21 protein-coding genes and 1 tRNA gene are annotated in these 20,816 nt (G+C 64.1%); 7 read left to right on the top strand and 15 right to left on the bottom strand.

Annotated features, from left to right (window positions below; all coding sequences use genetic code 11):
* Window positions 1-101 precede the first annotated feature (101 nt).
* Both typA and AC0L3K_RS35130 read left to right on the top strand, forming a co-directional pair.
* Window positions 102-1,928, top strand: a complete 1,827-nt coding sequence (gene typA, locus AC0L3K_RS35135; RefSeq protein ID WP_007598731.1) for a translational GTPase TypA — start codon at window positions 102-104, stop codon at window positions 1,926-1,928.
* A gap of 200 nt (window positions 1,929-2,128) precedes the next feature.
* Window positions 2,129-3,376, top strand: coding sequence for a flavin monoamine oxidase family protein (locus tag AC0L3K_RS35130; RefSeq protein WP_354201549.1), 1,248 nt, complete (start codon window positions 2,129-2,131; stop codon window positions 3,374-3,376).
* Between the two features lie 91 nt (window positions 3,377-3,467).
* Here the strand turns inward: AC0L3K_RS35130 and AC0L3K_RS35125 are convergent, their stop codons facing one another.
* Both AC0L3K_RS35125 and AC0L3K_RS35120 read right to left on the bottom strand, forming a co-directional pair.
* A complete protein-coding gene (locus AC0L3K_RS35125; protein WP_354201550.1) occupies window positions 3,468-3,875 on the bottom strand; it encodes a thiol-disulfide oxidoreductase DCC family protein in 408 nt (135 codons plus the stop codon).
* A 31-nt stretch (window positions 3,876-3,906) separates the two neighbouring features.
* Window positions 3,907-4,797, bottom strand: a complete 891-nt coding sequence (locus AC0L3K_RS35120; protein ID WP_473367739.1) for an alpha/beta hydrolase family protein — start codon at window positions 4,795-4,797, stop codon at window positions 3,907-3,909.
* 262 nt (window positions 4,798-5,059) lie between these two features.
* Between AC0L3K_RS35120 and AC0L3K_RS35115 the strand changes: the two genes are divergently transcribed.
* Entirely contained in the window at window positions 5,060-5,569 is a 510-nt protein-coding gene (locus tag AC0L3K_RS35115; protein ID WP_007598725.1) for a GNAT family N-acetyltransferase, read from the top strand.
* A 177-nt stretch (window positions 5,570-5,746) separates the two neighbouring features.
* Complete coding sequence (gene ppa, locus AC0L3K_RS35110; RefSeq protein WP_211394934.1) at window positions 5,747-6,283, top strand: inorganic diphosphatase; 537 nt, start codon at window positions 5,747-5,749, stop codon at window positions 6,281-6,283.
* A 105-nt stretch (window positions 6,284-6,388) separates the two neighbouring features.
* Here the strand turns inward: ppa and folD are convergent, their stop codons facing one another.
* The 3 genes from folD to AC0L3K_RS35095 are packed head-to-tail and all read right to left on the bottom strand — an operon-like array spanning window position 6,389 to window position 7,939.
* The gene (folD, locus tag AC0L3K_RS35105; RefSeq protein WP_354201551.1) at window positions 6,389-7,273 is read right to left on the bottom strand and encodes a bifunctional methylenetetrahydrofolate dehydrogenase/methenyltetrahydrofolate cyclohydrolase FolD; all 885 of its coding nucleotides are present in this window, start codon (window positions 7,271-7,273) and stop codon (window positions 6,389-6,391) included.
* 10 nt (window positions 7,274-7,283) lie between these two features.
* Entirely contained in the window at window positions 7,284-7,628 is a 345-nt protein-coding gene (locus tag AC0L3K_RS35100) for a DUF167 domain-containing protein (RefSeq protein WP_007598722.1), read from the bottom strand.
* A 20-nt stretch (window positions 7,629-7,648) separates the two neighbouring features.
* Window positions 7,649-7,939 (bottom strand): YggT family protein, encoded by a 291-nt coding sequence (locus tag AC0L3K_RS35095; RefSeq protein WP_007598721.1) that lies wholly within the window; start codon window positions 7,937-7,939, stop codon window positions 7,649-7,651.
* Between the two features lie 188 nt (window positions 7,940-8,127).
* Here AC0L3K_RS35095 and AC0L3K_RS35090 point away from each other — a divergent pair.
* A tRNA-Ala gene (locus tag AC0L3K_RS35090) sits at window positions 8,128-8,203 on the top strand.
* Between the two features lie 119 nt (window positions 8,204-8,322).
* Here the strand turns inward: AC0L3K_RS35090 and AC0L3K_RS35085 are convergent.
* The 7 genes from AC0L3K_RS35085 to AC0L3K_RS35055 all read right to left on the bottom strand — a co-directional run bounded on the left by AC0L3K_RS35085 (window position 8,323) and on the right by AC0L3K_RS35055 (window position 16,189).
* The gene (locus AC0L3K_RS35085) at window positions 8,323-9,135 is read right to left on the bottom strand and encodes an enoyl-CoA hydratase (RefSeq protein ID WP_007598716.1); all 813 of its coding nucleotides are present in this window, start codon (window positions 9,133-9,135) and stop codon (window positions 8,323-8,325) included.
* Window positions 9,136-9,232: 97 nt separating this feature from the next.
* Window positions 9,233-10,027, bottom strand: coding sequence for a glutamine amidotransferase (locus tag AC0L3K_RS35080; RefSeq protein WP_007598714.1), 795 nt, complete (start codon window positions 10,025-10,027; stop codon window positions 9,233-9,235).
* A 127-nt stretch (window positions 10,028-10,154) separates the two neighbouring features.
* Window positions 10,155-10,934 carry an SDR family NAD(P)-dependent oxidoreductase gene (locus AC0L3K_RS35075; protein WP_007598712.1) on the bottom strand — a complete coding sequence of 260 codons (780 nt, stop codon included), beginning with the start codon at window positions 10,932-10,934 and terminating at the stop codon, window positions 10,155-10,157.
* A 227-nt stretch (window positions 10,935-11,161) separates the two neighbouring features.
* Window positions 11,162-11,650: a tellurite resistance TerB family protein gene (locus tag AC0L3K_RS35070; protein ID WP_473367738.1), complete on the bottom strand. Its 489-nt coding sequence runs from the start codon at window positions 11,648-11,650 to the stop codon at window positions 11,162-11,164.
* Between the two features lie 309 nt (window positions 11,651-11,959).
* Window positions 11,960-13,369 carry an adenylate/guanylate cyclase domain-containing protein gene (locus AC0L3K_RS35065; RefSeq protein ID WP_247474935.1) on the bottom strand — a complete coding sequence of 470 codons (1,410 nt, stop codon included), beginning with the start codon at window positions 13,367-13,369 and terminating at the stop codon, window positions 11,960-11,962.
* A 50-nt stretch (window positions 13,370-13,419) separates the two neighbouring features.
* Entirely contained in the window at window positions 13,420-14,787 is a 1,368-nt protein-coding gene (locus AC0L3K_RS35060) for a cytochrome P450 (protein WP_354201553.1), read from the bottom strand.
* Window positions 14,788-14,821: 34 nt separating this feature from the next.
* A complete protein-coding gene (locus AC0L3K_RS35055) occupies window positions 14,822-16,189 on the bottom strand; it encodes a hydrolase (RefSeq protein WP_354201554.1) in 1,368 nt (455 codons plus the stop codon).
* Between the two features lie 161 nt (window positions 16,190-16,350).
* On the opposite strand from AC0L3K_RS35055, the gene AC0L3K_RS35050 reads away from it, so the two are divergent.
* A complete protein-coding gene (locus AC0L3K_RS35050) occupies window positions 16,351-18,039 on the top strand; it encodes an MFS transporter (RefSeq protein WP_354172355.1) in 1,689 nt (562 codons plus the stop codon).
* Window positions 18,040-18,064: 25 nt separating this feature from the next.
* Here the strand turns inward: AC0L3K_RS35050 and AC0L3K_RS35045 are convergent, their stop codons facing one another.
* A complete protein-coding gene (locus tag AC0L3K_RS35045; RefSeq protein ID WP_219681861.1) occupies window positions 18,065-18,277 on the bottom strand; it encodes a hypothetical protein in 213 nt (70 codons plus the stop codon).
* A gap of 166 nt (window positions 18,278-18,443) precedes the next feature.
* Window positions 18,444-18,770, bottom strand: a complete 327-nt coding sequence (locus AC0L3K_RS35040; RefSeq protein ID WP_007598705.1) for a hypothetical protein — start codon at window positions 18,768-18,770, stop codon at window positions 18,444-18,446.
* Window positions 18,771-19,023: 253 nt separating this feature from the next.
* Between AC0L3K_RS35040 and AC0L3K_RS35035 the strand changes: the two genes are divergently transcribed.
* The gene (locus tag AC0L3K_RS35035) at window positions 19,024-20,070 is read left to right on the top strand and encodes a polysaccharide deacetylase family protein (RefSeq protein ID WP_007598702.1); all 1,047 of its coding nucleotides are present in this window, start codon (window positions 19,024-19,026) and stop codon (window positions 20,068-20,070) included.
* A 76-nt stretch (window positions 20,071-20,146) separates the two neighbouring features.
* Here the strand turns inward: AC0L3K_RS35035 and AC0L3K_RS35030 are convergent, their stop codons facing one another.
* Window positions 20,147-20,530, bottom strand: a complete 384-nt coding sequence (locus AC0L3K_RS35030) for a hypothetical protein (RefSeq protein WP_219681862.1) — start codon at window positions 20,528-20,530, stop codon at window positions 20,147-20,149.
* Window positions 20,531-20,816: the final 286 nt, after the last annotated feature.

Below are 20,816 nucleotides of genomic sequence, written 5' to 3'. Positions count from 1 at the left end.
GCGCCCCGTTTCCAGTCTTCAAGCGTTGTTTCGAGAAGAGGTCCCGGTCTGACCGGCGAGATCGCGCTTAACCCATTGTCCGACCGCAAAGAAGCTCACTCATGAACCTTCGCAACATCGCCATCATCGCCCACGTCGACCACGGCAAGACGACTCTGGTCGACCGCCTCCTCCAGCAATCCGGCACCTATCGCGAGAACCAGAAGGTGACCGAGCGCGCCATGGACTCCAACGATCTGGAGCGCGAGCGCGGCATCACCATCCTGGCCAAGGCGGCCTCGGTGCAGTGGAAGGACACCCGCATCAACATCGTCGACACCCCCGGCCACGCCGATTTCGGCGGCGAGGTCGAGCGCATTCTCAACATGGTGGACGGCGCGCTGGTGCTGGTCGACGCCGCCGAGGGCCCGCTGCCGCAGACCAAATTCGTGGTCTCCAAGGCGCTCAAGGTCGGTTTGAAGCCGATCGTCGTGATCAACAAGGTTGACCGTCCCGACGCGCGGGCGACCGAAGTCATCAACGAGGTGTTCGATCTGTTCGCGGCGCTCGACGCCAGCGAGGAGCAGCTCGACTTCCCGATCCTCTACGGGTCGGCCAAGCAAGGCTGGATGGCCGAGAGCCCGGACGGGTCGCACGAAGCCGGCATGCAGCCGCTGTTCGACCTGATCGTGCGTCATGTCGCGCCGCCGACCGTCGAGGAAGGCCCGTTCCGCATGATCGGCACCATTCTGGAGGCCAACCCCTATCTCGGCCGCATCATCACCGGCCGTATCTCCTCAGGCTCGATCAAGCCGAACCAGGCCGTGAAGGTGCTGGGCGCCGACGGCAAGACCATCGAGACCGGCCGCATCACCAAGATCCTCGCCTTCCGCGGCATTGAGCGCACTCCTCTCGACGAAGCCGAGGCAGGCGACATCGTCGCGATCGCCGGCCTGACCAAGGGCACAGTCGCCGATACCTTCTGCGATCCGTCGGTCGACACCCCGCTGGTGGCGCAGCCGATCGATCCGCCGACCGTCTCGATGTCCTTCATCGTCAACAACTCGCCGCTCGCGGGCACCGAAGGCGACAAGGTGACCAGCCGCATGATCCGCGACCGCCTGCTGCGCGAGTCCGAAGGAAACGTCGCGCTGCGGGTCGTCGAAGCCTCGGACAAGGACGCGATGGAAGTCTCGGGCCGCGGTGAATTGCAGCTCGCGATCCTGATCGAGACCATGCGCCGCGAGGGCTTCGAGCTTTCGGTGTCGCGTCCGCGCGTCGTGCTGCAGAAAGACGAGGCCACCGGCGCCACGCTGGAGCCGATCGAGGAAGTCGTCATCGACGTCGATGAAGAGCATTCCGGCGTCGTCGTGCAGAAGATGAGCGAGCGCAAGTCCGAGCTGATCGAGATGAAGCCGTCCGGCGGCAACCGCCTGCGGCTGGTGTTCTACGCGCCGACGCGCGGCCTGATCGGCTACCAGGGCGAACTGCTCACCGATACCCGCGGCACCGCGATCATGAACCGTTTGTTCCATGGCTACGCGCCGTACAAGGGCGAGATCCAGGGCCGCCGCAATGGCGTGCTGATCTCCAACGACCAGGGCGAAGCGGTGGCTTACGCCATGTTCAAGCTGGAAGATCGCGGCCCGATGATGATCGAGCCGGGCTGGAAGGTCTACAAGGGCATGATCGTCGGCGAGCATACCCGCGACAACGACCTCGAGATCAACGTGCTCAAGGGCAAGCAGCTCACCAACATCCGAACCACGTCGAAGGATGAAGCGGTGCGCCTGACCCCGCCGATCCGCATGACCCTGGAAAAGGCGCTGGCCTATATCGAGGACGACGAGTTGGTCGAGATCACGCCGAAGTCGATCCGCCTGCGTAAGCGGCACCTCGACCCGAACGAGCGCAAGCGCGCGGAAAAATCCAAGGAAGCGGTGGCTTAAGCTACCGCCCTCGTGCCCCGGACGCAGCGCAGCACGCAGTGATGCGCTGCTGAGCCGGGGCCCAGTTACTCTCACAACCTCCACATCACCTTGGGTCCCGGCTCTGCGGAGCGGCGTTACACGCCGCACCGCGTCCGGGACACGTGAGCTGTGTGTCCGCCCGGCTTCAGCACTCTTTGCGAACGTGCTAGAGCCCGCCCATGAGCTCCCTTCCCTCCTCCGTTGACGTCGCGATCATCGGTGCGGGCGCCGCCGGCCTCGGCGCGGCGCATGCGCTGGCAGGATCCGGCCTCTCGACAATCGTGCTGGAGGCGCGCGACCGGCTCGGCGGGCGGGCCTGGACGGTGCAGGCCTCGCCCGAAGTCACCTTCGACGTCGGCTGCGGCTGGCTGCATTCGGCGGACAACAACTCCTTTGTCGCGATTGCGAAACAGCTCGGTTTCGAGGTCAACAAGGACCTGCCGCCCTGGCGCGAGCGCGCCTATGGCAACGCGTTTCCGCAGAGCCAGCGCGACGAGTTCATGCGCGCGATGGACGCATTCTACGAGCGGCTCTGGCAGGCCGCGCAGAAAGGCAAGGACGAGCCGGCCAGCCTGAGCCTGGAGCCTGGCAATCGCTGGAATCCCATGATCGACGCGATCTCGACTTATATCAACGGCTGCGAACTGAAGGACATGTCCACACTGGACTGGGACGCCTATGAGGACAGCGACCTCAACTGGCGGGTCCGCCGCGGCTATGGTGCTCTGATCGCGGCCTATGGCGCGCCCTGCCCGGTGGCGCTGAACTGCAACGTCACGGTGATCGATCATTCCGGCCAACGCATCCGCGTCGAAACCTCCCGGGGCACGCTGATCGCGGGCAAGGTGATCGTCACCGTGCCGACCAATCTGATCGCCGACGAAGCCATCCGCTTCTTCCCTGCCTTGCGCGCCAAGGTCGACGCCGCAGCCGGCCTGCCGCTCGGTGTCGACGACAAGGTGACGCTTGCGCTCGACGATGCCGAGGCCTTCCCGAAGGAAGGCAATTTGCGCGGCGCCACAATGCGCACCGACATGGGCACCTATCATATCCGCCCATTCGGCCAGCCCTGCATCGAAGGCTTTTTCGGCGGCAGCTTTGCACGCGGACTGGAAGACGCCGGCGAAGGCGCGATTGCCGCGCAGGGCATCGACGAGATCGCAGGCCTTCTCGGCAACGATATCAGGCGAAAGCTGAAGCCGCTCTACGAGTCGCGCTGGGCCCACGACCCCTTCGCGAGAGGCTCCTACTCGCACGCGCTGCCGGGCCACGCCGGTGACCGCGCCGTGCTGGCGGCACCTGTGGATGGGCGGCTGTTCTTTGCAGGAGAAGCGACGTCGCCGAATTTTTTCTCGACGGCGCACGGGGCAAGGGACAGCGGCGAACGGGCGGCACAGGAAGCGCTGGGGGTCCTGGGCAAACCGTAGCCACACACGCTGTCATTGCGAGCGCGGCGAAGCAATCAGAATCTTTCCGCAGCCGGAGTCTGGATTGCTTCGCTACGCTCGCGATGACGAATTACTCAATCACCCGTGCTCGCAAATCGGCATCAGGCACGAAGCACGCGTCGTACTTGCCAAAGATGCGGTAGCGGTTGCGCGCAATGAGGCTGTAGACCGGGTCGCGCAACGCTTTCGGCACGGCGAACAACGCGCGCACCCAACCCCAGCCGGGGAGCTGCGACAGCACCGTCAGCGCGGCGTCCGACTTCATGAACACCTCGCCGCCGTGAACCACGGCGTTGGTGTCGGGATCAGCGGGATCGATGCCGAACGTGCGCGCGAGCCGGGCGCCATAGTCAGACTGGATCGGCGTGAAGCGAAATCGCTTCGCCGTGTCACGTTTGGCGACGAAGCGGACCCAGCGCGAGCAGAAAATGCAGACCCCATCGAACAGGATGACGTCATCGTCAGGCCATTTGGGCATCAGCGATTATCCAATATCAGGAAATGCAGCGTCATGGCTTTTTGCCAGCCGCCGGCTTCAGAGCGCGATCGAGTTCGGCACTCGCGGATTTGACGCCGGCCTCGCTCTCGATCATCCAGTGCCCTTCGCTGCCCACGCCCGGCAGCGCACGGAACTCGACCTTGCCGCCGCTGCGCCGAAACGCGTCGACCAACGCAAGCGAAAATGACGGTGCAAAGTAGCTGTCATTGGCGGCAACGAGCCACGTGACGGGGATGCGCGCGGCCTTGCCGAATTCCGCCGCCGCCGCGAGAAGCGTATGCGGCGCGCAGATCCGGTTCGGCTCGTCATTGGCATGGCCACCGCGGCCCGGCGCAAGGACGATGATGGCGGAGGTCGTCTTCGGATCGGCATTCGCGAGCGCCAGAGCGCCCCAGCCACCGGCGGAATGGCCGATCACGATCGCGGCGTCCTTGCGGATGAAATCCTGCTTTCGCAAATCCTCCAGCGCGAGCGCGATTTCGTCGGCCGTTAAACGGCCCGAGCGCACATAGTCCGCCTCGTCGCAGCCACCCTGGTCCTCGACATAGCGGCCGCCTGTTACGCCATGGCCGAGCCGTTCCGGCACCAGCACGGCGAAGCCGCGCGCGATGAGGAATGCCGTGAGTGCGCGGTATTCCGGCTGGGGCATTTGCGCGCGTCGCAAGGCATTTTGCGTCGATGCGTGCGCGATCACCGCAAGCCGGAACGGGCCGGCACCCGGCGGGCGAAACAGCAGGGCATGAGCGGCGATGTCGGTATCCGGCGATGGCACGCGCCATTGCTGCCGGCGAAACGGATCGCCCTCCGCTCCGGACGAACCAAAAGTGACCTGAGCGCACACAGGCGACGCAGTCAGCAAGGCCAACAAAGGCAGAAGCACGAGGATATTGAGGAGCCGCATGAATTGCCGGAGGCGAGAACTGCGACGGTCACACTAGTAGGAACGAATCAATATCGGCAGACTTTCTGCGTTGCCATTGCCGTCCATTCGTTGCCGCAAAGCGGTTTTGCACCGGCGCAGAGCACCCCGGTGCCATTCGAATCGGCGTCTTGTCTTTTTTCGGTACAACATGGTTCAAATACTGATGCAGAAAGTCCACACGTTAACCGATAATTAACGATAGGTCTTGCCGCCGGCGCGGCGACTTGGTTTGATCACGTCCATGAGCACAACCCTGATCGAGGTCCGGCCGGCCAAAGCCGCAGATGCAACTGCGGTGGCGTCCACCCATGACGAAGCCTGGCGCTCCGCCTATCAGGGCATCATTCCCGGCGCCGAACTGGAGAAGCTGATCAACCGCCGCGGTCCGCAATGGTGGGACAGTGCGATCCGCAAGGGCAGCCGCGTCAGCGTGCTGGTGTTCGGCGACAAGATCGCAGGCTACGCCAATTACGGCCGCAACCGCGCCCGCAGCCTGCATTTCGACGGCGAGGTCTACGAGCTCTATCTGCGTCCCGAATTCCAGGGCCTGGGCTTTGGTCGCCGCCTATTCACCGCGGCCCGCCGCGACCTGATGCAGAGCGGCCTGAAGAGCATGGTGGTGTGGGCGCTCTCGGACAACGATCCGGCCACCGAGTTCTACCGTGCCCTGGGCGGCCGCATGGTGGCGCGCTCCTCGGAGCGTTTCGGGCCGAAGTCGCTCGACAAGGTTGCCTTCGCTTGGACCAATTGAGCTGCTGAAGTCCGCTCGGCAGCGTTTCCCTTCCGTCGATACCGTTGCCGTTTGAGCCGGTGATCGCTGGATTCATTATTTCACAAAAACGCGATGGATCAGCGGGCCAAGCCCGCGTATGACAGCGCCAAAATCGCTGCCGGGTGCGATTTAACCTTGGCAACAACGGAGCCTTGAATGCGTATCGATGCGGTCTCGATCGGGAAAAACGTACCCCACGACGTCAACGTCATCATCGAAGTCCCCGTGGGCGGCGAACCGATCAAATACGAGATGGACAAGGAAGCCGGCACGCTGGTGGTCGATCGTTTCCTCTACACCCCGATGCGTTACCCCGGTAACTACGGCTTCATCCCGCACACGCTGTCCGATGACGGCGATCCCTGCGACGTCCTCATCATCAACACCCGCGCCATCATCCCCGGCGCGGTCATGAGCGTGCGTCCGGTCGGCGTGCTGTTCATGGAAGATGAGGCCGGCGGCGACGAGAAGATTTTGGCGGTGCCCTCGTCCAAGCTCACCCAGCGCTATGACAAGGTGAAGTCGTATTCCGACCTGCCGGATATCACGCTCCAGCAGATCCAGCACTTCTTCGAACACTACAAGGATCTCGAACCCGGCAAGTGGGTGAAGATCCTGCGCTGGGGCGGCCCAGAGGATGCGCACAAGCTGATCCTCGAAGGCATCGATCGCGAGAAGAAGAAGAACGGGTAAAGCTACCGCGTCGAGCGATGGTGTGCTCCCTCGCCCCGTTCTTACGGGGAGAGGGATCGCTTCGTAATCGACCTCTCCCCGCAAGCGGGGCGAGGTGAAGAAAACCTACACCGCCGACTTCGGCAGCCCTGCGATCGCGCAGGCCGCGCGCAAGGTGTTCACGAGCAGGCACGCGACCGTCATCTGACCGACGCCGCCCGGCACCGGCGTGATGGCGCCAGCCACGGCGAGCGCTTCCTGATAGGCAACATCGCCAACGAGACGCGTTTTGCCGTCGTCCTTCGGGATCCGGTTGATGCCGACGTCGATCACGGTCGCCCCCGGCTTCAGCCAGTCGCCGCGCACCATCTCGGACTTTCCGACCGCGGCGTAGACGAGGTCTGCGCGCCTCACGAGCCCGGGCAGGTCACGCGAGCGCGAATGCGCGATGGTCACCGTGGCGTTCTCGTTCAGCAACAGCTGCACCAGCGGGCGGCCGACGAGGTTGGAGCGGCCGATGACGATGGCGTTCATGCCTTCGAGCGAGGCATGCACGCTCTTGGTCAAAATGATGCAGCCGAGCGGCGTGCAGGGCGACAGCGCCTCGAAGCCGCCGGCGAGGCGGCCGGCGTTGTTCGGATGCAGCCCATCGACATCCTTAGCGGGATCAATGGCATTGACGACGGCCTCGGTGTTGAGGCCCTTGGGCAGCGGCAATTGCACCAGAATACCGTGCACGGCGGGATCGCGGTTAAGTTTTGCGACGAGCGCCAGGAGATCTGCTTGCGAGACGTCGGCCGGCAGCTTGTGCTCGAACGAGGCCATACCGGCGGCCTGGGTCTGGGTGTGTTTCGAGCGCACATAGACCTCGCTGGCCGGGTCGCTTCCGACCAGAACGACCGCAAGGCCCGGTACCAGATTGTGCTCGCGCTTGACGCGTGCGACCTCGTCGGCGACGCGGGCGCGAAGTTCCGCGGCGATGACTTTTCCGTCGATGATCTTGGCGGTCATGTCAGTTCCCTCAGTCCGTCGATTTGGCTGATGCGAGCAGGCGCAGCGCTTCGCCGAGCCGCGCCGGATCGCCGTCGACCGCGATCTGCTTCAGCCGCGAGGTCGCTCCCGACAGGAGTTTGACGCTGGCCTTCGGCACGCCCAGCGATTTCGCCAGCAGCACCAGAACGGCCTTATTGGCCTCGCCGCCATCCGCGATAGCGCGCACACGCACCTTGAGCACGCTGCGGCCATCGGAGAGCTGCTCGATCCCGTCGATATCGTCGCGGCCGCCGCGCGGCGTCACCCGCAGCGCGATGCTGATACCTGCGGCCCCGTAACGCCAAGGTTCCTTGATGACAAGGTTCTTTGGCAACCCAGGGCGCTCCAGCCTGCTTAGATCACGTTCGGGTAGATGTAATACAGGATCACCCGCTCGATGAACATGATGAGCAGGATCAGGATGATCGGCGAGATGTCGAGGCCGCCGAGGCTGGGCAGGAAATTGCGAATCGGCGCCAGGACCGGCTCCGTGATCCGGTACAGGAACTCCGCCACTGCCGACACGAACTGGTTGCGGGTGTTCACGACGTTGAAGGCGATCAGCCAGGACAGGATCGCGGACGCGATCAGCAGCCAGACGTAGAGGTCGAGCACGATGATGACGATGTCGAGAACGGCACGCATGGCTTTTAAAAACTCTGGCTTCGGTCGGGATTGACGTCTTTTGCTAGATATCGGTTCCCCCCGGTCCAAACAAGGGAAGTCGGTGCCGGGATGGCTAAAACCGGGTTACAGCCGTCCTTGACTTGACCTTGGCGGGGACTTAAATGGCGCCCGGTTGTCGGCCGCATTGACCAGAGCGGCCTACAAAAGGGGCCATAGCTCAGCTGGGAGAGCGCGTCGTTCGCAATGACGAGGTCGGCGGTTCGATCCCGCCTGGCTCCACCAGCCTTCGCTCGCTTCGCGAGCTACGGCTCGGCAAGCCCGGACAGTCCCTCGTAGCGAAACGAGCGAAGGCTGCCGCGGCGTAGCCCGCAGGGCGAAGACGGACTGCCGACGAATCCCTCCTACTTCCCCGTAAACCTCGGCGGCCGCTTCTCCATGAAGCTCGCGACTCCCTCCCGGAAATCGCTGCCGTTCAGCGCTACCATCATGTCCCGATTGGCTTCGATCGTCGCCTCCGCCAGCGTCTGGAACGGCACCTCGTAGAGCTGCCGCTTGATCACGGCCATCGCGCTCGGCGAGACGAAATCGGCGAGGTCGCGCGCATAGGCGTAAGTCTCCTCGCGCAGCTTCTCGGGCGAGCAGAGCCGGTTCACCAGCCCGATCCGCAGCGCCTCGTCACTCGAAACACGGCGTGCCGAGAGCAACAGATCCATCGCATTGGCGTGGCCGACGATTCGCGGCAGCATCCAGCTGATGCCGTGCTCGGCGATCAGGCCGCGCCGCGCGAAGGCGGTGGTGAACACGGTGTTGTCGGCGGCAAAGCGCAGGTCGCAATAGAGCGCGTGGACGAGGCCGATGCCGGCGGTTGCGCCGTTGAGCATGGCGATGACAGGCTTTCCGATCGACGGGTAGAAGCCATAGCGCGTCTGCCAGTCGGGCCGCCGGTTCATGTCGAAGGGCGGCAGGTTCGACGCGCGCCTGACATCATCGGGGTCGAGCCCCTTCAGCGCGTCCATGTCGGCACCGGCGCAGAAAGCGCGGCCCGCGCCGGTGATGACGATGACGCGGACGTTGTCATCGGCGCTCGATGCTTCCATCGCATGGCGCACGTCGCGCTCCATGATGGGCGTCCACGCATTCATGCGGTCGGGACGGTTGAGCGTGATGGTCGCGACCTTGTCGCTGACCTCATAGAGAATGTGTTCGTAGCCCATGGCGCTCTCCCTTTGTTTGCCGGCGCAGTTACGCGCGCGCACGTTGGCAACGAGCCTACCATACAAGGGGATGAGAAGAGCTTGTGCTAAGGCGCGATCACTCGGCCGCCTGCGCCAGCAACGGCCGGCGCGTCAGCCAGCCGTCGACGAAATGATCGAGCCAAGCGCGTTCCGCGGCATCGTAGATCGCACGGTCCGCGAAATGATGATGCCGCTGTCGCGCGCCGGGCGCGCTGAGACCGTCATAGCCCCGGGTGGTCCAGCGATGCATCATCGCGTAGGTCACGTCGGGATGGAACTGCACGCCGAAAGCGTTGCCGGTGCGGAATGCCTGCACCGGAAAATCATCGCCTTCGGCAAGCAGTTCAGCGCCAACCGGCAACTCGAAGCCTTCGCGATGCCAATGATAGACCCGCGCCGGCCAATTCGGGCAGAGCCCGTGTCCCGCTGCTGTCGGGCGAATCGGATAGTAGCCGATCTGGGTCAGCGCGTCGGCATGCGGCGCGACGCGGGCCCCCAACTGCTTCGCCAGCATCTGCGCGCCGAGGCAGATGCCGAGGAACGGCCGCTGTTCGCGGAGCGGAATTTCGATCCAGTCGATCTCGCGGCGGATGTAGTCGTCGGGATCGTTCGCGCTCATGGGACCGCCGAAGACCACAGCGCCGGCATGCTGGTCGAGGGTCTCGGGCAGCGGATCGCCGAACCGGGGACGGCGGATGTCGAGACGATGGCCGAGCGCGCGCAGCGCATTACCGACGCGGCCAGGCGTTGAGGATTCCTGATGCAGGATGATCAGAACCGGCAACCGGGTTTCGGAGGCGGCGACGTCCGGCGTCCTTCTGGGGAAGGGCACCACTTCTGCGCCACCAAACCTGTTCGTCCGGAACGACATGGTCTCTGCGAGTGCTATCGGTTCAGACCGCCAGCATAACTAAGCGATCGTTAATTTCGTGTGAGTTTGCGCACACACCCACCCGATAGAAAGCAAGCTCCGGGCCACGACCGACCGAGAGCTCGCTTTAGTGTCTTTGCCTCTGAAACCAGCTGGTGGCAGACAGAATGAAGCCGCGCGGGAAGAAGCGCAGCGCGAATGGCACGATCTTGATGCCCAGACCGGGGAGCACTGCCCGCTTGTTGGCCATCAGGCCGCGATAGGCCTGCCGTGCGACCTCGGCGGCAGGAACATTGAGAAGGGCCGTATCATGTCCGGAGCCAACGCGGGCGCGGGCCTGGAATTCGGTGGGCACCGGGCCCGGGCAAAGGACGGTGACGCGAACGCCGCGCGGTGCAAGCTCCGCCCGCAAGGCCTCGGTGAAGGAAATGACATAAGCCTTGGACGCGTAATAGACGGCCATGCCGGGGCCGGGCAGAAAGCCGGCGACCGACCCGACGTTGAGAAGACCGCCCTTGTTCCTGATCAGCTGATCGGCAAAGCGCAGCGACAGATCCGTCAGAGCCCGGACATTGACGTCCACGATGCCGACCTGCTCGACGCGGTCGCGCTCAACTGCGTCACCGAATACGCCAAAGCCGGCATTGTTGACGAGATTGTCGAGCTCGACGCCTTCGGCAGCGAGTGCGGCGGCGATCTTCTCGCCGGCATCCGCGTCCTGGAGATCGCAGGCGATCACGATCGGCTTCTTGCCGCCGTTGGCGGCGAGCTCGTTCGCGAGCGCCTCGAGCCGGTCCGCGCGTCGCGCCGTCAGCGCAAGACGGTGTCCGTTCGCGGCGAACACACGCGCCAGCTCCGTGCCGATGCCCGCCGAGGCACCGGTGATCAACGTTACCCGCTCAGTCACGATCGAGATCTCTTGAATTGAAGTTTTTGGCCCCGGAATGCTGGAACGAGAGCATAGGCCGAGCGCGACAGGCAAGCGGCGCCGCCGCATAGCCACTTGAGCGGGAAACGGGGGAAGCAGGCAAACCACGGATTTACAGGAGAAATCCGGAACCCGGACAGCCCGAGGCTACATTAAAGTTTCGTCATGTGACCTGCACAACCGTCAATTGGCGGTGTTGGCACGGATCACCCACCGACCGCGTCGTCCTTGACCTGGCCGCCGGCACGATCTGCGACCGCGTGCTTCAGGTCGACCCGGTCGCGTTGCGAAATCCCGAGCAGGTCGGAAGCGCGCCAGACCACATTATCCTCGAACTCGGTAACCTGGCCGTCGGCGTAGACCAGCTCCCACATCATCTGGACGACGCGCTTGCGGCCCTCTTCGTCGAGCGAGCGCATCATGATGCTGGTGAAGTGATAGAGGTCGACCGCCTCGCCCTCGACCTCCGTCGCATCCGCGATCAGGCGATCCGCGGTGCCGCGATCGAGCCCGAAGTGGCTTTCGATCAAACTGTGCAACTTGCGCTGCTCGGCAGCAGTCGGCTGGCCGTCCAGCGAGATCACGTGAACGAGCAGCGCGGTCGCCGCCAGCCGGTAATCACTGTCACCGAATGCGCGGTCCTGGGCATGGGGAGCAACAATGTCGGCGATGAATTGGCGCAGGCCGTCGAGCATAAGGTCCTACCGAAATCGATGAAGCCGCGGAGCGCGACTGCTACCAGCATTATATGAGCAGGAAACCCAACCGGCGCAACGTGCGTCAGTTCCGCGCGCCGCATTACGTTTCGGCAATCTGGGAGCGTTGGTTTCGGGAGGGCGGCTAAATCGTCTCTCCGACGTCGTCCTGGCGAAGGGCCAGGACCCATTACCCCAGGGTGTAGTTTGGCGAAGACTGGTTGTGGTCCGGTACGCCGACCATCCGCAATCGATAGATTCCGCGGTATGGGTCCTGGCCTTCGCCAGGACGATGTGGGGGGCAACACCTCACGGTATCTCGTACACCACCATCTTGTCGGCGATGCCGCGCAGGGCGGCCTGCTTCTGGATCGGCCTGATTTCGCGCTGCTTGAGGACTTCGGCGACTGCCGGTGCATCGAGCACCGGGCCGGTGATGTGGATCTCCTGCGCGGTCGAGAGGCTCTGCACGCGGGCGGCGATGTTGACGGTCTGGCCGAAATAATCCTGCCGCTCGTTCAGCATCACCGCGAGGCACGGACCCTCGTGGATGCCGATCTTGACGATGAGATCGGCGGTGCCGCGCTTTTTGTTGAGCTCGTCCATCGCCGCGCGCATCCGCAAACCCGCCGCGATCGCATGCTCGGGACGGACGAAGGTCGCCATCACGGCGTCGCCAATGGTCTTCACCACCGCGCCTTTCTCCGACGAGATGATCTCGAGCAGTGCATGGAAATGCGCGCGCACGAGGTCGAAGGCGGCGAGATCGCCGACGCGCTCATAGAGTGCGGTCGATCCCTTCAGATCGGTGAACAGGAAGGTCAGCGAGGTGATCTGGAGCCGCTGGTCGAGACTGAGATTGTCCGCCTTGAACACGTCGCGAAACGTCTGGTTCGACAGCATCCGCTTGGCGGTCAGGAACGGCTTGCGCTTGCCGATGAGGTGATGGAGTGCCTCGGCCGCGATGAAGACCGACGGCAGCACGCGTACGCCGGCCTGGTTCTCCAGCGACAGCCGCAGCGGGCCCGGCCGCATGGTCGTGGTTCCCGTCGGCGCCTGCACCCTGTTGTACATGATGGCGAGCTGCTGACGGTCCTTGGTCGGCTCGCCCTGCACGTCGATGAAATGGGCCGCGTGAGTCACCGGTTCGAAGATGATGATGAAATCGTTCGGCAGTTGCAGCGACATGGTCGCCTTCTCGCCGGCCGGCAGCTCCATCGTATCCAGCGTCACCTCGTTGGCGAGCGTCGCGAACGATTCCTTGTTGAAGTCGACGCCGGAACTCCAGAACACCTGCTTGAAGTACTCCCACACCGGAAGCGTATCAGGATCATGCGCCGCAATGCGCCGGACACGTGAATTGACGGTGAAGGAGACTTCGACCTGATCATCGACGGAGGCCTTGTAGCCGCAGGCGCACAGCGCACAATGATAATCATCGGGCTTGAGCGCCTTCAGGGTCGAGTGCGCACCCAACACGCCGCCGCAGCCCGGGCACAGCACATTCCAACCCAGATCGAACAGGCCGAGCCGCGCCGAATGCAGGAATGCCGAGATCGCGTGCTCTTCATCGAGACCGTGCTGCTTCGCGAAATCGAGGACATTGACGCGGTTGAGCTCGTGATCTTCGCCGTCCTCGATGAGGCGCGCGATCGCGTCGACCACTTTCGCATCGGCGGTCTGCTTCAGAACGGAAAACTGGGCCTGGATATCGCTCATGGCGCAACTCTATCTGGTGTGGATCACGCCGTCCGCCAGGCGAACGCCTGTCACCGACGCGTGATGCGGAACAGCGGCGAACGGTCCGGCTGGGTCGTGACGACGCCGAGCGGAATGACAGGGCTGGTATCGGCAAGCTCGACACGGAACGCACCGATCAGCCGGGCCAGCGCCAGCACGGATTCGGCTTGCGCGAATGGTGCGCCGATGCAGACGCGCGGACCCGCGCCAAAGGGCAGATAGGCAAACCGATCGGGTGCTTCCGTCGACATGAAGCGTTTTGGAATGAACGCGTTCGGCTGATCCCACAGCTTCTCGTGCCGGTGCAGCAGCCACGGCGCGATCATGATGATGTCGCCCTTGCCGATGGCGACGCCGGCCGCGTTGTCCTTCTCGCGCGCGGCCCGGGCGATCAGGAAGGCCGGCGGATAAAGCCGCATGGTCTCCTCGATCGCGGCGCGGGTGAACTTCTGGCGATCGATATCGACCATGCTGTCGAGGTGCTCGCCGCGGGTCTCGGAGGCGACCTCCTCCTGCGTATCGGGATCGAGGGCGAGCAGATAGAGCGCCCAGAACAGCGCGGTCGCCGTGGTCTCGTGACCCGCGAGGATCATGGTTGCGACTTCGTCGACGAGTTGCTCGTCCGAAAAGCCTTTGCCGGTTTCGGGGTCCCGCGCCTCGTCCATGAGATCGAAAAGATCGCGCGGCGGCGCGCCCGCTTTCTTGCCCATCTCCCGCCGCTCGGCGATCAGCATCGCGACGAATTCAGTCCAGCGCTTGCGGAAACGGGCGCGGGCAAAATCCATGGGGCTCGGCCAGGACAGCGGCAGCACCATGTCGAGCAAGTACGGCCGCCCGAGTCGGGCTCCATACTCCATGACGAAGTTGCGCAAGGTCGGACCATGCCGGTCCATGCCGAACGAGAACATGGTGCGTCCGGCGATCTCCAGCGTCATGCGCTGCATGATCTCGCGCAGATCGATCGGCTCGCTCGTTCGCCCGTCCAGCTTCGCGATGGTCTCGTCGAGCACCGCCGTCATGTGCGGAACGAGATTTGCCGTCGCACGCGGCGTGAACGCCGGCGCGAGAGTGCGGCGCTGAAACGTCCACGAATGGCCCTCCGCAATCAGAAGACCGTCGCCGAGCACGGGACGAAGCATGCGGATGCCCGCCGGGGTACGCGAATAATTCTCGTAATTGCTGAGCAGGACATGCCGGATCGCATCCGGCTGGTTCAGGATGAAACTGTTGCGGAAGAAGAAGCGGCCCTCGATGACGTCTTCCTCGTAGGCGCGCTGGCCCCAGGTCGCGATCATGTTCCGCTTGATCACGGCTAGCCGGCCGAGGAACGACATGTCGTCGGGCGCACGCGGCGGGGTCGGAGGGACGATGGGCCGACGCACGCTGGCGATGTTCATGGCTCGCTCCCGCAGAGGTGACGCAGGCAATTAGCTAGTAAGTCAGCTCGGCAATCGCAATCCTGTTCTCGGAGGCAGGCCAGGCGCGTGCCACAATTCGTTCTTCGCCAAATTGGGCCACGATGTTACGCCCCACCTCGCCGGCCGGAAGGCGCAGTGTTGCTGTCGAATCTGTGGGCACACCCGATTTGACGTCCGCCGGCTCCTTGCCGTCGAGCAGCACCACATCCCGCGGCAGGCCGAAATAGCCGCGCGGACGCGACATGATCACCACAGCCCCGGCGTCCTTGTCCGCGGGCCCGAGCGGACGCGCGGCGCGCAGATGCACGACGTCCGACGAGCGCGGGAAGGGTGAGCGGTAGATATGCGTCGTCGGCGCATCCGGCGATGCGACGACGAATTCGAGCGACCAGGAAGGCTCGACCTGCGCCGGTCCCCAGCGGCCGTCGGCACCGGTCTTCGCACTGTGGACGGCGTTGCCCTTGCGCTCACCGGTTTCAGGATCGACCCGAAACACGTCGACGGTTGCGCCGGCCATCGGCCGGTTGGTCGACACGCCGCCGGGCGCGCCGGTAACAAGCCCACTCAGCTTCACGCTCTGCTCCGGGACAATCGCGATTCGCGCGGGCTCGCGGGCGGCGATGAATTTGTAGATCTCGCGGAAGGCCCGGAGGTGGAACGCCACCTCGCGATGATCGAGCGCGCCGAGCACGAGGTTGGCCGCCCCCTTCAACTCCGGACCTTCGACGTTGACGCCGGTCGGCGTACCGGGCTTGCCGATGAAACGGCCATCGGCCTGCGCGTATTTGTCCATACCGTCGCTGCGCAAGGTGAGGAAGGCGACATCCGGCGTCACCTCGCTCTCGCCCTCGTTCAGGCCGCGCAAGAACGCGCCGCGGCCGTTGAACTCGCTGTTGGGCTGGTCGTCGGTCGCGAACACGCCGTGATTGGGCGTGCCGCACAGCACGGCATGGCTGACATCGCTGGCGCCGCCGTTCTTGATGACGTTGCGGATGGCATAGCCGCCGCGCGAGCTGCCAACCAGCGCCACGCGGGCCGCGCCGGTGCTGCGCTTCAATTCGGCTATGGCGGCGGCGAGCTCGCGGCGCTGGTCCTCGGTAGAGGAGCGGCCCGCCTGCTCGACCTTGTCGTCACTTCGTGCATTGGGATCGGTGAAATTGATCGCCATCATGCGGTCGCGCGCGATGCCGTTGGATTCCATCCGCCACAAGGTCGTCATCCAGAGCGCGTCGTATTCGCCATTGCCGTGGACGAACAGGATCGGCGGCACCTCGCCCGACGCGGCAGGTGAGGGCTGGGCCAACGCGCCCGTCCGCAAGCTCGCAATTGCGAAGGGCAAGCTGCCGGCCCCTAGCATGATCATTCGTCGTGACAGCTTCATCTGTTCCTCCCCCGCAAAACCATCTCTGTGCACCGCTTATACCGGCCTAACCACTGGACAGCGAAGGACTTTCGCAGGCATCACTGAACTTGCCGGAATCGCCCAAAGACCACTCCAAGACGACTTCAAGACTACTTCTGCCAGCCCATCTGGAAGGGGATATGACCGAGCAGACGAACCGCCAGAAAATTGCGACCGACGGCATCATGGCGCCGCTGCGGTACACCGTGTTCCGGCGCATCTGGCTCGCCAGCCTGCTCTCCAATCTTGGCCTGCTGATCCAGGGCGTGGGCGCCGCCTGGGCGATGACGCAGATGGCCGCTTCGGCGGACAAGGTGGCGCTGGTGCAGACCGCCCTGATGCTGCCGATCATGCTGATCTCGATGCCGGCCGGCGCCATCGCCGACATGTATGACCGCCGTGTCGTCACCTTGATCGCGCTCATGATCGCGCTGACTGGCGCGACCGCGCTCACGGTCCTGGCCTGGTTCAACTACATTTCTCCGGAAACGCTGCTCGCGTTCTGCTTCGTGGTCGGCAGCGGCAACGCGCTGTTCGGCCCGGCCTGGCAATCCTCGGTCAGCGAGCAGGTGCCGCCCGATGCCCTGCCGTCGGCCGTCGCGCTGAACGGCATCAGCTACAACATCGCGCGCAGCTTCGGTCCGGCGGTCGGCGGTGTCATCGTCGCCGCGCTCGGTGCGGTGGCGGCGTTTGCGTGTAACGCGATCCTCTATTTGCCGTTGCTGGTGGTGCTGCTGCTCTGGCGGCGCAACACCGAGCCCTCGCGGCTGCCGCGGGAGAAGCTCAACCGCGCCATGGTGTCGGGCTTCCGCTACATCACCAATTCGCCGCCGATCAAGATCGTGCTGTTGCGCACGCTGGTGATGGGCCTGATCGGCGGTGCCATCATGGCACTGATGCCGCTGGTCGCGCGCGATCTGCTGCATGGCGGCGCGCAGACCTACGGCGTCATGCTCGGCGCCTTCGGGATGGGCGCCGTGGTCGGTGCGCTCAACATCCACGAATTGCGTAAGCGCATGAGCGGCGAAGCCGCGATCCGCGCCTGCACCATTTCGATGGCGTTTGCGATGGCTGCGCTCGCCGTGAGCACCGAGCCGGTGCTGACCGCGGCTGCCCTGGTGCTCGCCGGCGCGGTCTGGATGGCCGCCGTCGCACTGTTTAATATCGGCGTGCAGCTCTCGGCGCCGCGCTGGGTCGCCGGCCGCTCGCTCGCGGCGTTCCAGGCCTCGATTTCGGGCGGCATCGCGGTCGGCGCCTGGGGCTGGGGCCATCTCACCGACTATGCCGGCGTCGAGGTCGCGCTGCTGACGGCTGCCGGCCTGATGCTGATCTCGCCGGTGCTGGGGATCTGGCTCACGATGCCGCGCGTCGGCGCCCGTAATGAAGACGCCGATTTGCTAGCGGATCCGGAAGTCAAACTGTCGCTCACGGCACGCAGCGGGCCGCTGGTGGTCGAGATCGAATACCGCGTCGCCCAAGACAACGCCCGCGCCTTTCACAACGTGATGCAGGACGTGCAGCTCTCTCGTCAGCGCAACGGTGCTTACGGCTGGTCGATCGCGCGCGACATCGCCGATCCCGAATTGTGGACCGAGCGTTACCACTGTCCGACCTGGCTCGACTATCTACGCCAGCGCAACCGCTCGACCCAGTCCGAACGCGCTCTGCATCAGGAGGCGATCGATTTCCACATCGGCCCCGATCCGGTGCGGATCCGCCGCATGCTCGAGCGTCCGTTCGGCTCGGTGCGCTGGAAAGAGGAGACGCCGGATCAGGCAGCAAGTGAGGTGCTGCCCGTGGTCGCCACTGCGGCGGGAAGCAGCACGTAGGGTTTCGCGAGTCCGTAGCGACGTCTTACTGCCCGTGATCCGTCAGCACCTTCTCGCAGCCTTTGGTGAGCCGCGTACGGTTTTGCTTGAGGCAGGCGAGCACAGCCTGATCGCCATTGTTCATCACCGGGCGGCAGAAGCGCGTCACATCGCGCGCACAGGCGTCGTGACCGGGCTGCTGCGCGGACGCAGCCGATGCAAACAGGATCAATGGAATGATGAAAAGAAATCTGGTCATCGCGTAATGCCTCTTACCCGGAAGATGTGCGGGCGAAGCTAGAGCGACGATCCCGAAGCCGCAACGGCTTTATTGGCAGGCGGGCTTGCGCTGCCGCGTGGCCCCGGCTTGACGCCGGGGCACATCGCGAGGGGAGCTAACCGACGCAACGACGCTATCGTTACTGTTACTGAGCGTCCTGGGCGTCAGCGACCTTGCGTGACGCGCCGCCCTTGGCGAGGTCCTTGTCCATCACCGCACGGCAACCGGCGCTCAGATCCGAACGATGCTTCATCATGCACGCCGTGATCTTCGGGATGTTCGGGATTTCCGACGAGCACAGGCGGAAAGCGTCGCCGGTGCACTGCTGCTGGGCTTCGGACGAGAAGGCGAAGCTGGAGCCGGTCGAGGCGATCGAGAGGATGGCGGCAAAGCCCAGAGCCAGGCTGGTGTCGCGGATCTTGCTACTCAAGGACTTGGTGTTCAGAGACTTGGTGTTCAGCGAGTTGGTCATTTGAAGCTCCCATTGGCACCGCTGGAAGCGGGCCCGTTGTTGATGGGATCGACCATGCTCCAGCAAAACAGTTTCCACTGTGATGACGGTCACGGGAGGCCCACCCTCTGTGACTATGGTCACGTTGGCGCACCTCGCTGAAATTCCTTCATATCCGCTGTCGTGTTGGTGTCACGTTAACTGTTCCTTCGCATTAATGGCTCGTCGAGCGGGAAATTCCGCCGGTTTGGTTGCGTAATTGGAAAGAATGGCGATGCGTAATGCGTTGGGCCTGATGCTGGCCAGTGTAGTTGCGGCGGTCGTGATTGCCGCCGGCGGTTGGTTTTATTATTCCTCGCGCGCCGACCAGGCCGCTCCCAAGACGATTGCCGCCCGTGCCGCCGATCAATTGCCGGCACAGGCGAAGCTCGCCGCCAAGGACGACGTCACGACCACGGCGGCGATTGCGGCCAAACCGGCGGCAGCCGCCCCGGCCGCCGCACCCGCGCCGATGCCGGTTCAGCAGAAATCGACCTGCGCCAATCCCAACGCGCTCGGCGTCTCCCGCGTGGTCGAGATCGACACCACCGGCGGTCCGGGCTTCGGCTTCGATCATTTCAAGCAGTTCGACTTCCTCACCGACAAGGAGGTCGTGCTGACGTTCGACGACGGTCCCTGGCCGGTCAACACGCCCGCCGTGCTGAAGGCGCTCGCGGATGAATGCACCAAGGGCCTGTTCTTCTCGGTCGGCAAGCATGCGACCTACCATCCGGAAATCCTTCGCCAGGTGCTGGCGCAGGGCCACACGGTCGGCACTCACACCTGGTCGCACGTCAACCTGAACGGCAAGAAGATGACCGAGCAGATGGCCAAGGACGAGGTCGAGAAGGGTGTTAGCGCCGTGAAATACGCGCTCGGCACCAACCCGGCACCGTTCTTCCGCTTCCCGCAGCTGCAGCACAATCCGGCGATCGTGAGCTATTTCGGCACCCGAAACGTCGCGATGTTCTCGACCGACATCGACTCCTTCGACTTCAGGAAGGGCGCCACGCCGGAGAAGATCATCGAGACCGTGATGACCAGGCTCGACAAGCTCGGCAAGGGCATCATCCTGATGCACGACTTCCAGAAGCATACCGGCGAAGCCATGCCTGCACTGCTCGCGCGGCTCAAGGCCGGCGGCTACAAGGTCGTGCAGATGAAGGCCAAGACGACGCTCGAGTCGCTGCCAGAATATGACGAGGCATTGCTGAAGGACCTGAAGGTGCCGACCTCGAGCGCACGTCCGATCGGGAGCGTGGTGCAGACGGTTTCGCAGTAGCGCGTCCAGTCCGATCCAAATCTCTTGCGTCATGGCCGGGCTTGTCCCGGCCATATGCTTTTTGAGAGCAGGCACCTTACCAGTAGATGCCGTGGCGATGCAGCTCGCTGATGATGCGGCCTTCGGTCCAGCTGCGCTTGTGCTTCGACTTGTCCGCCTTGGCCGTCGTCTTCGCGGCGGGTTGGGTCGTCGTCGCGAGCGCTGAGGTCGTCGCGGTCGTCGGTGTGGGAGTCGCCGCAGGCGCAGTGAGCGAAACCGCCGGCGGGCGATCGAGATATTTCGGAGCTTCGGCGGCTGGCGCTGCTTCGCTCACCTGCGTCGGCGCGGCAGCGAGCGTCGGCGCCGTTTGCTGAACCGAAGCCGGCTCGCTCACCGCGGACAGCGACAGGCTGCGCGGGCCTCCGGCCTGGGCAGAGGCAGAGACCAGCACCATAGCGGCCACCAGAATGATCTTGCGCATATGAAATCTCCCCGTGTTTGGCGTGAGCTGGACACTAGGGGAGCCAATCGCGAGTTTATGTGATCACGATCACTCAGACTGCCGTGCGATACTGAATCCTCCGACGGTGAGGCAATGGCCGCGCTCTACCGGATTCATCTGCACCAGCGCGCTCATGGTGACCAAATGCGCCGGTCACAACGCCTGGCTTGGGGAGATCAAATGAGCTGTGAGCGACCCGAGACATAGGTGACAGTTCGTACCGGACACATGGGTTACACTTTCCGCTTTTGTTCTGCGGGAGTGT

Source organism: Bradyrhizobium sp. MI1.10 (assembly GCF_055811035.1).
Note: the sequence above shows the minus strand (reverse complement) of the source record. Positions and strands in the feature narration are given on the sequence as shown.

Bases quoted from the DNA above. Each gene is read 5' to 3' on its own strand.
- typA (WP_007598731.1), top strand. From the start codon at position 102: ATGAACCTTCGCAACATCGCCATCATCGCCCACGTCGACCACGGCAAG.
- AC0L3K_RS35130 (WP_354201549.1), top strand. From the start codon at position 2,129: ATGAGCTCCCTTCCCTCCTCCGTTGACGTCGCGATCATCGGTGCGGGC.
- AC0L3K_RS35125 (WP_354201550.1), bottom strand. From the start codon at position 3,875: ATGCCCAAATGGCCTGACGATGACGTCATCCTGTTCGATGGGGTCTGC.
- AC0L3K_RS35120 (WP_473367739.1), bottom strand. From the start codon at position 4,797: ATGCGGCTCCTCAATATCCTCGTGCTTCTGCCTTTGTTGGCCTTGCTG.
- AC0L3K_RS35115 (WP_007598725.1), top strand. From the start codon at position 5,060: ATGAGCACAACCCTGATCGAGGTCCGGCCGGCCAAAGCCGCAGATGCA.
- ppa (WP_211394934.1), top strand. From the start codon at position 5,747: ATGCGTATCGATGCGGTCTCGATCGGGAAAAACGTACCCCACGACGTC.
- folD (WP_354201551.1), bottom strand. From the start codon at position 7,273: ATGACCGCCAAGATCATCGACGGAAAAGTCATCGCCGCGGAACTTCGC.
- AC0L3K_RS35095 (WP_007598721.1), bottom strand. From the start codon at position 7,939: ATGCGTGCCGTTCTCGACATCGTCATCATCGTGCTCGACCTCTACGTC.
- AC0L3K_RS35085 (WP_007598716.1), bottom strand. From the start codon at position 9,135: ATGGGCTACGAACACATTCTCTATGAGGTCAGCGACAAGGTCGCGACC.
- AC0L3K_RS35080 (WP_007598714.1), bottom strand. From the start codon at position 10,027: ATGTCGTTCCGGACGAACAGGTTTGGTGGCGCAGAAGTGGTGCCCTTC.
- AC0L3K_RS35070 (WP_473367738.1), bottom strand. From the start codon at position 11,650: ATGCTCGACGGCCTGCGCCAATTCATCGCCGACATTGTTGCTCCCCAT.
- AC0L3K_RS35065 (WP_247474935.1), bottom strand. From the start codon at position 13,369: ATGAGCGATATCCAGGCCCAGTTTTCCGTTCTGAAGCAGACCGCCGAT.
- AC0L3K_RS35060 (WP_354201553.1), bottom strand. From the start codon at position 14,787: ATGAACATCGCCAGCGTGCGTCGGCCCATCGTCCCTCCGACCCCGCCG.
- AC0L3K_RS35055 (WP_354201554.1), bottom strand. From the start codon at position 16,189: ATGAAGCTGTCACGACGAATGATCATGCTAGGGGCCGGCAGCTTGCCC.
- AC0L3K_RS35050 (WP_354172355.1), top strand. From the start codon at position 16,351: ATGACCGAGCAGACGAACCGCCAGAAAATTGCGACCGACGGCATCATG.
- AC0L3K_RS35045 (WP_219681861.1), bottom strand. From the start codon at position 18,277: ATGACCAGATTTCTTTTCATCATTCCATTGATCCTGTTTGCATCGGCT.
- AC0L3K_RS35040 (WP_007598705.1), bottom strand. From the start codon at position 18,770: ATGACCAACTCGCTGAACACCAAGTCTCTGAACACCAAGTCCTTGAGT.
- AC0L3K_RS35035 (WP_007598702.1), top strand. From the start codon at position 19,024: ATGCGTAATGCGTTGGGCCTGATGCTGGCCAGTGTAGTTGCGGCGGTC.
- AC0L3K_RS35030 (WP_219681862.1), bottom strand. From the start codon at position 20,530: ATGCGCAAGATCATTCTGGTGGCCGCTATGGTGCTGGTCTCTGCCTCT.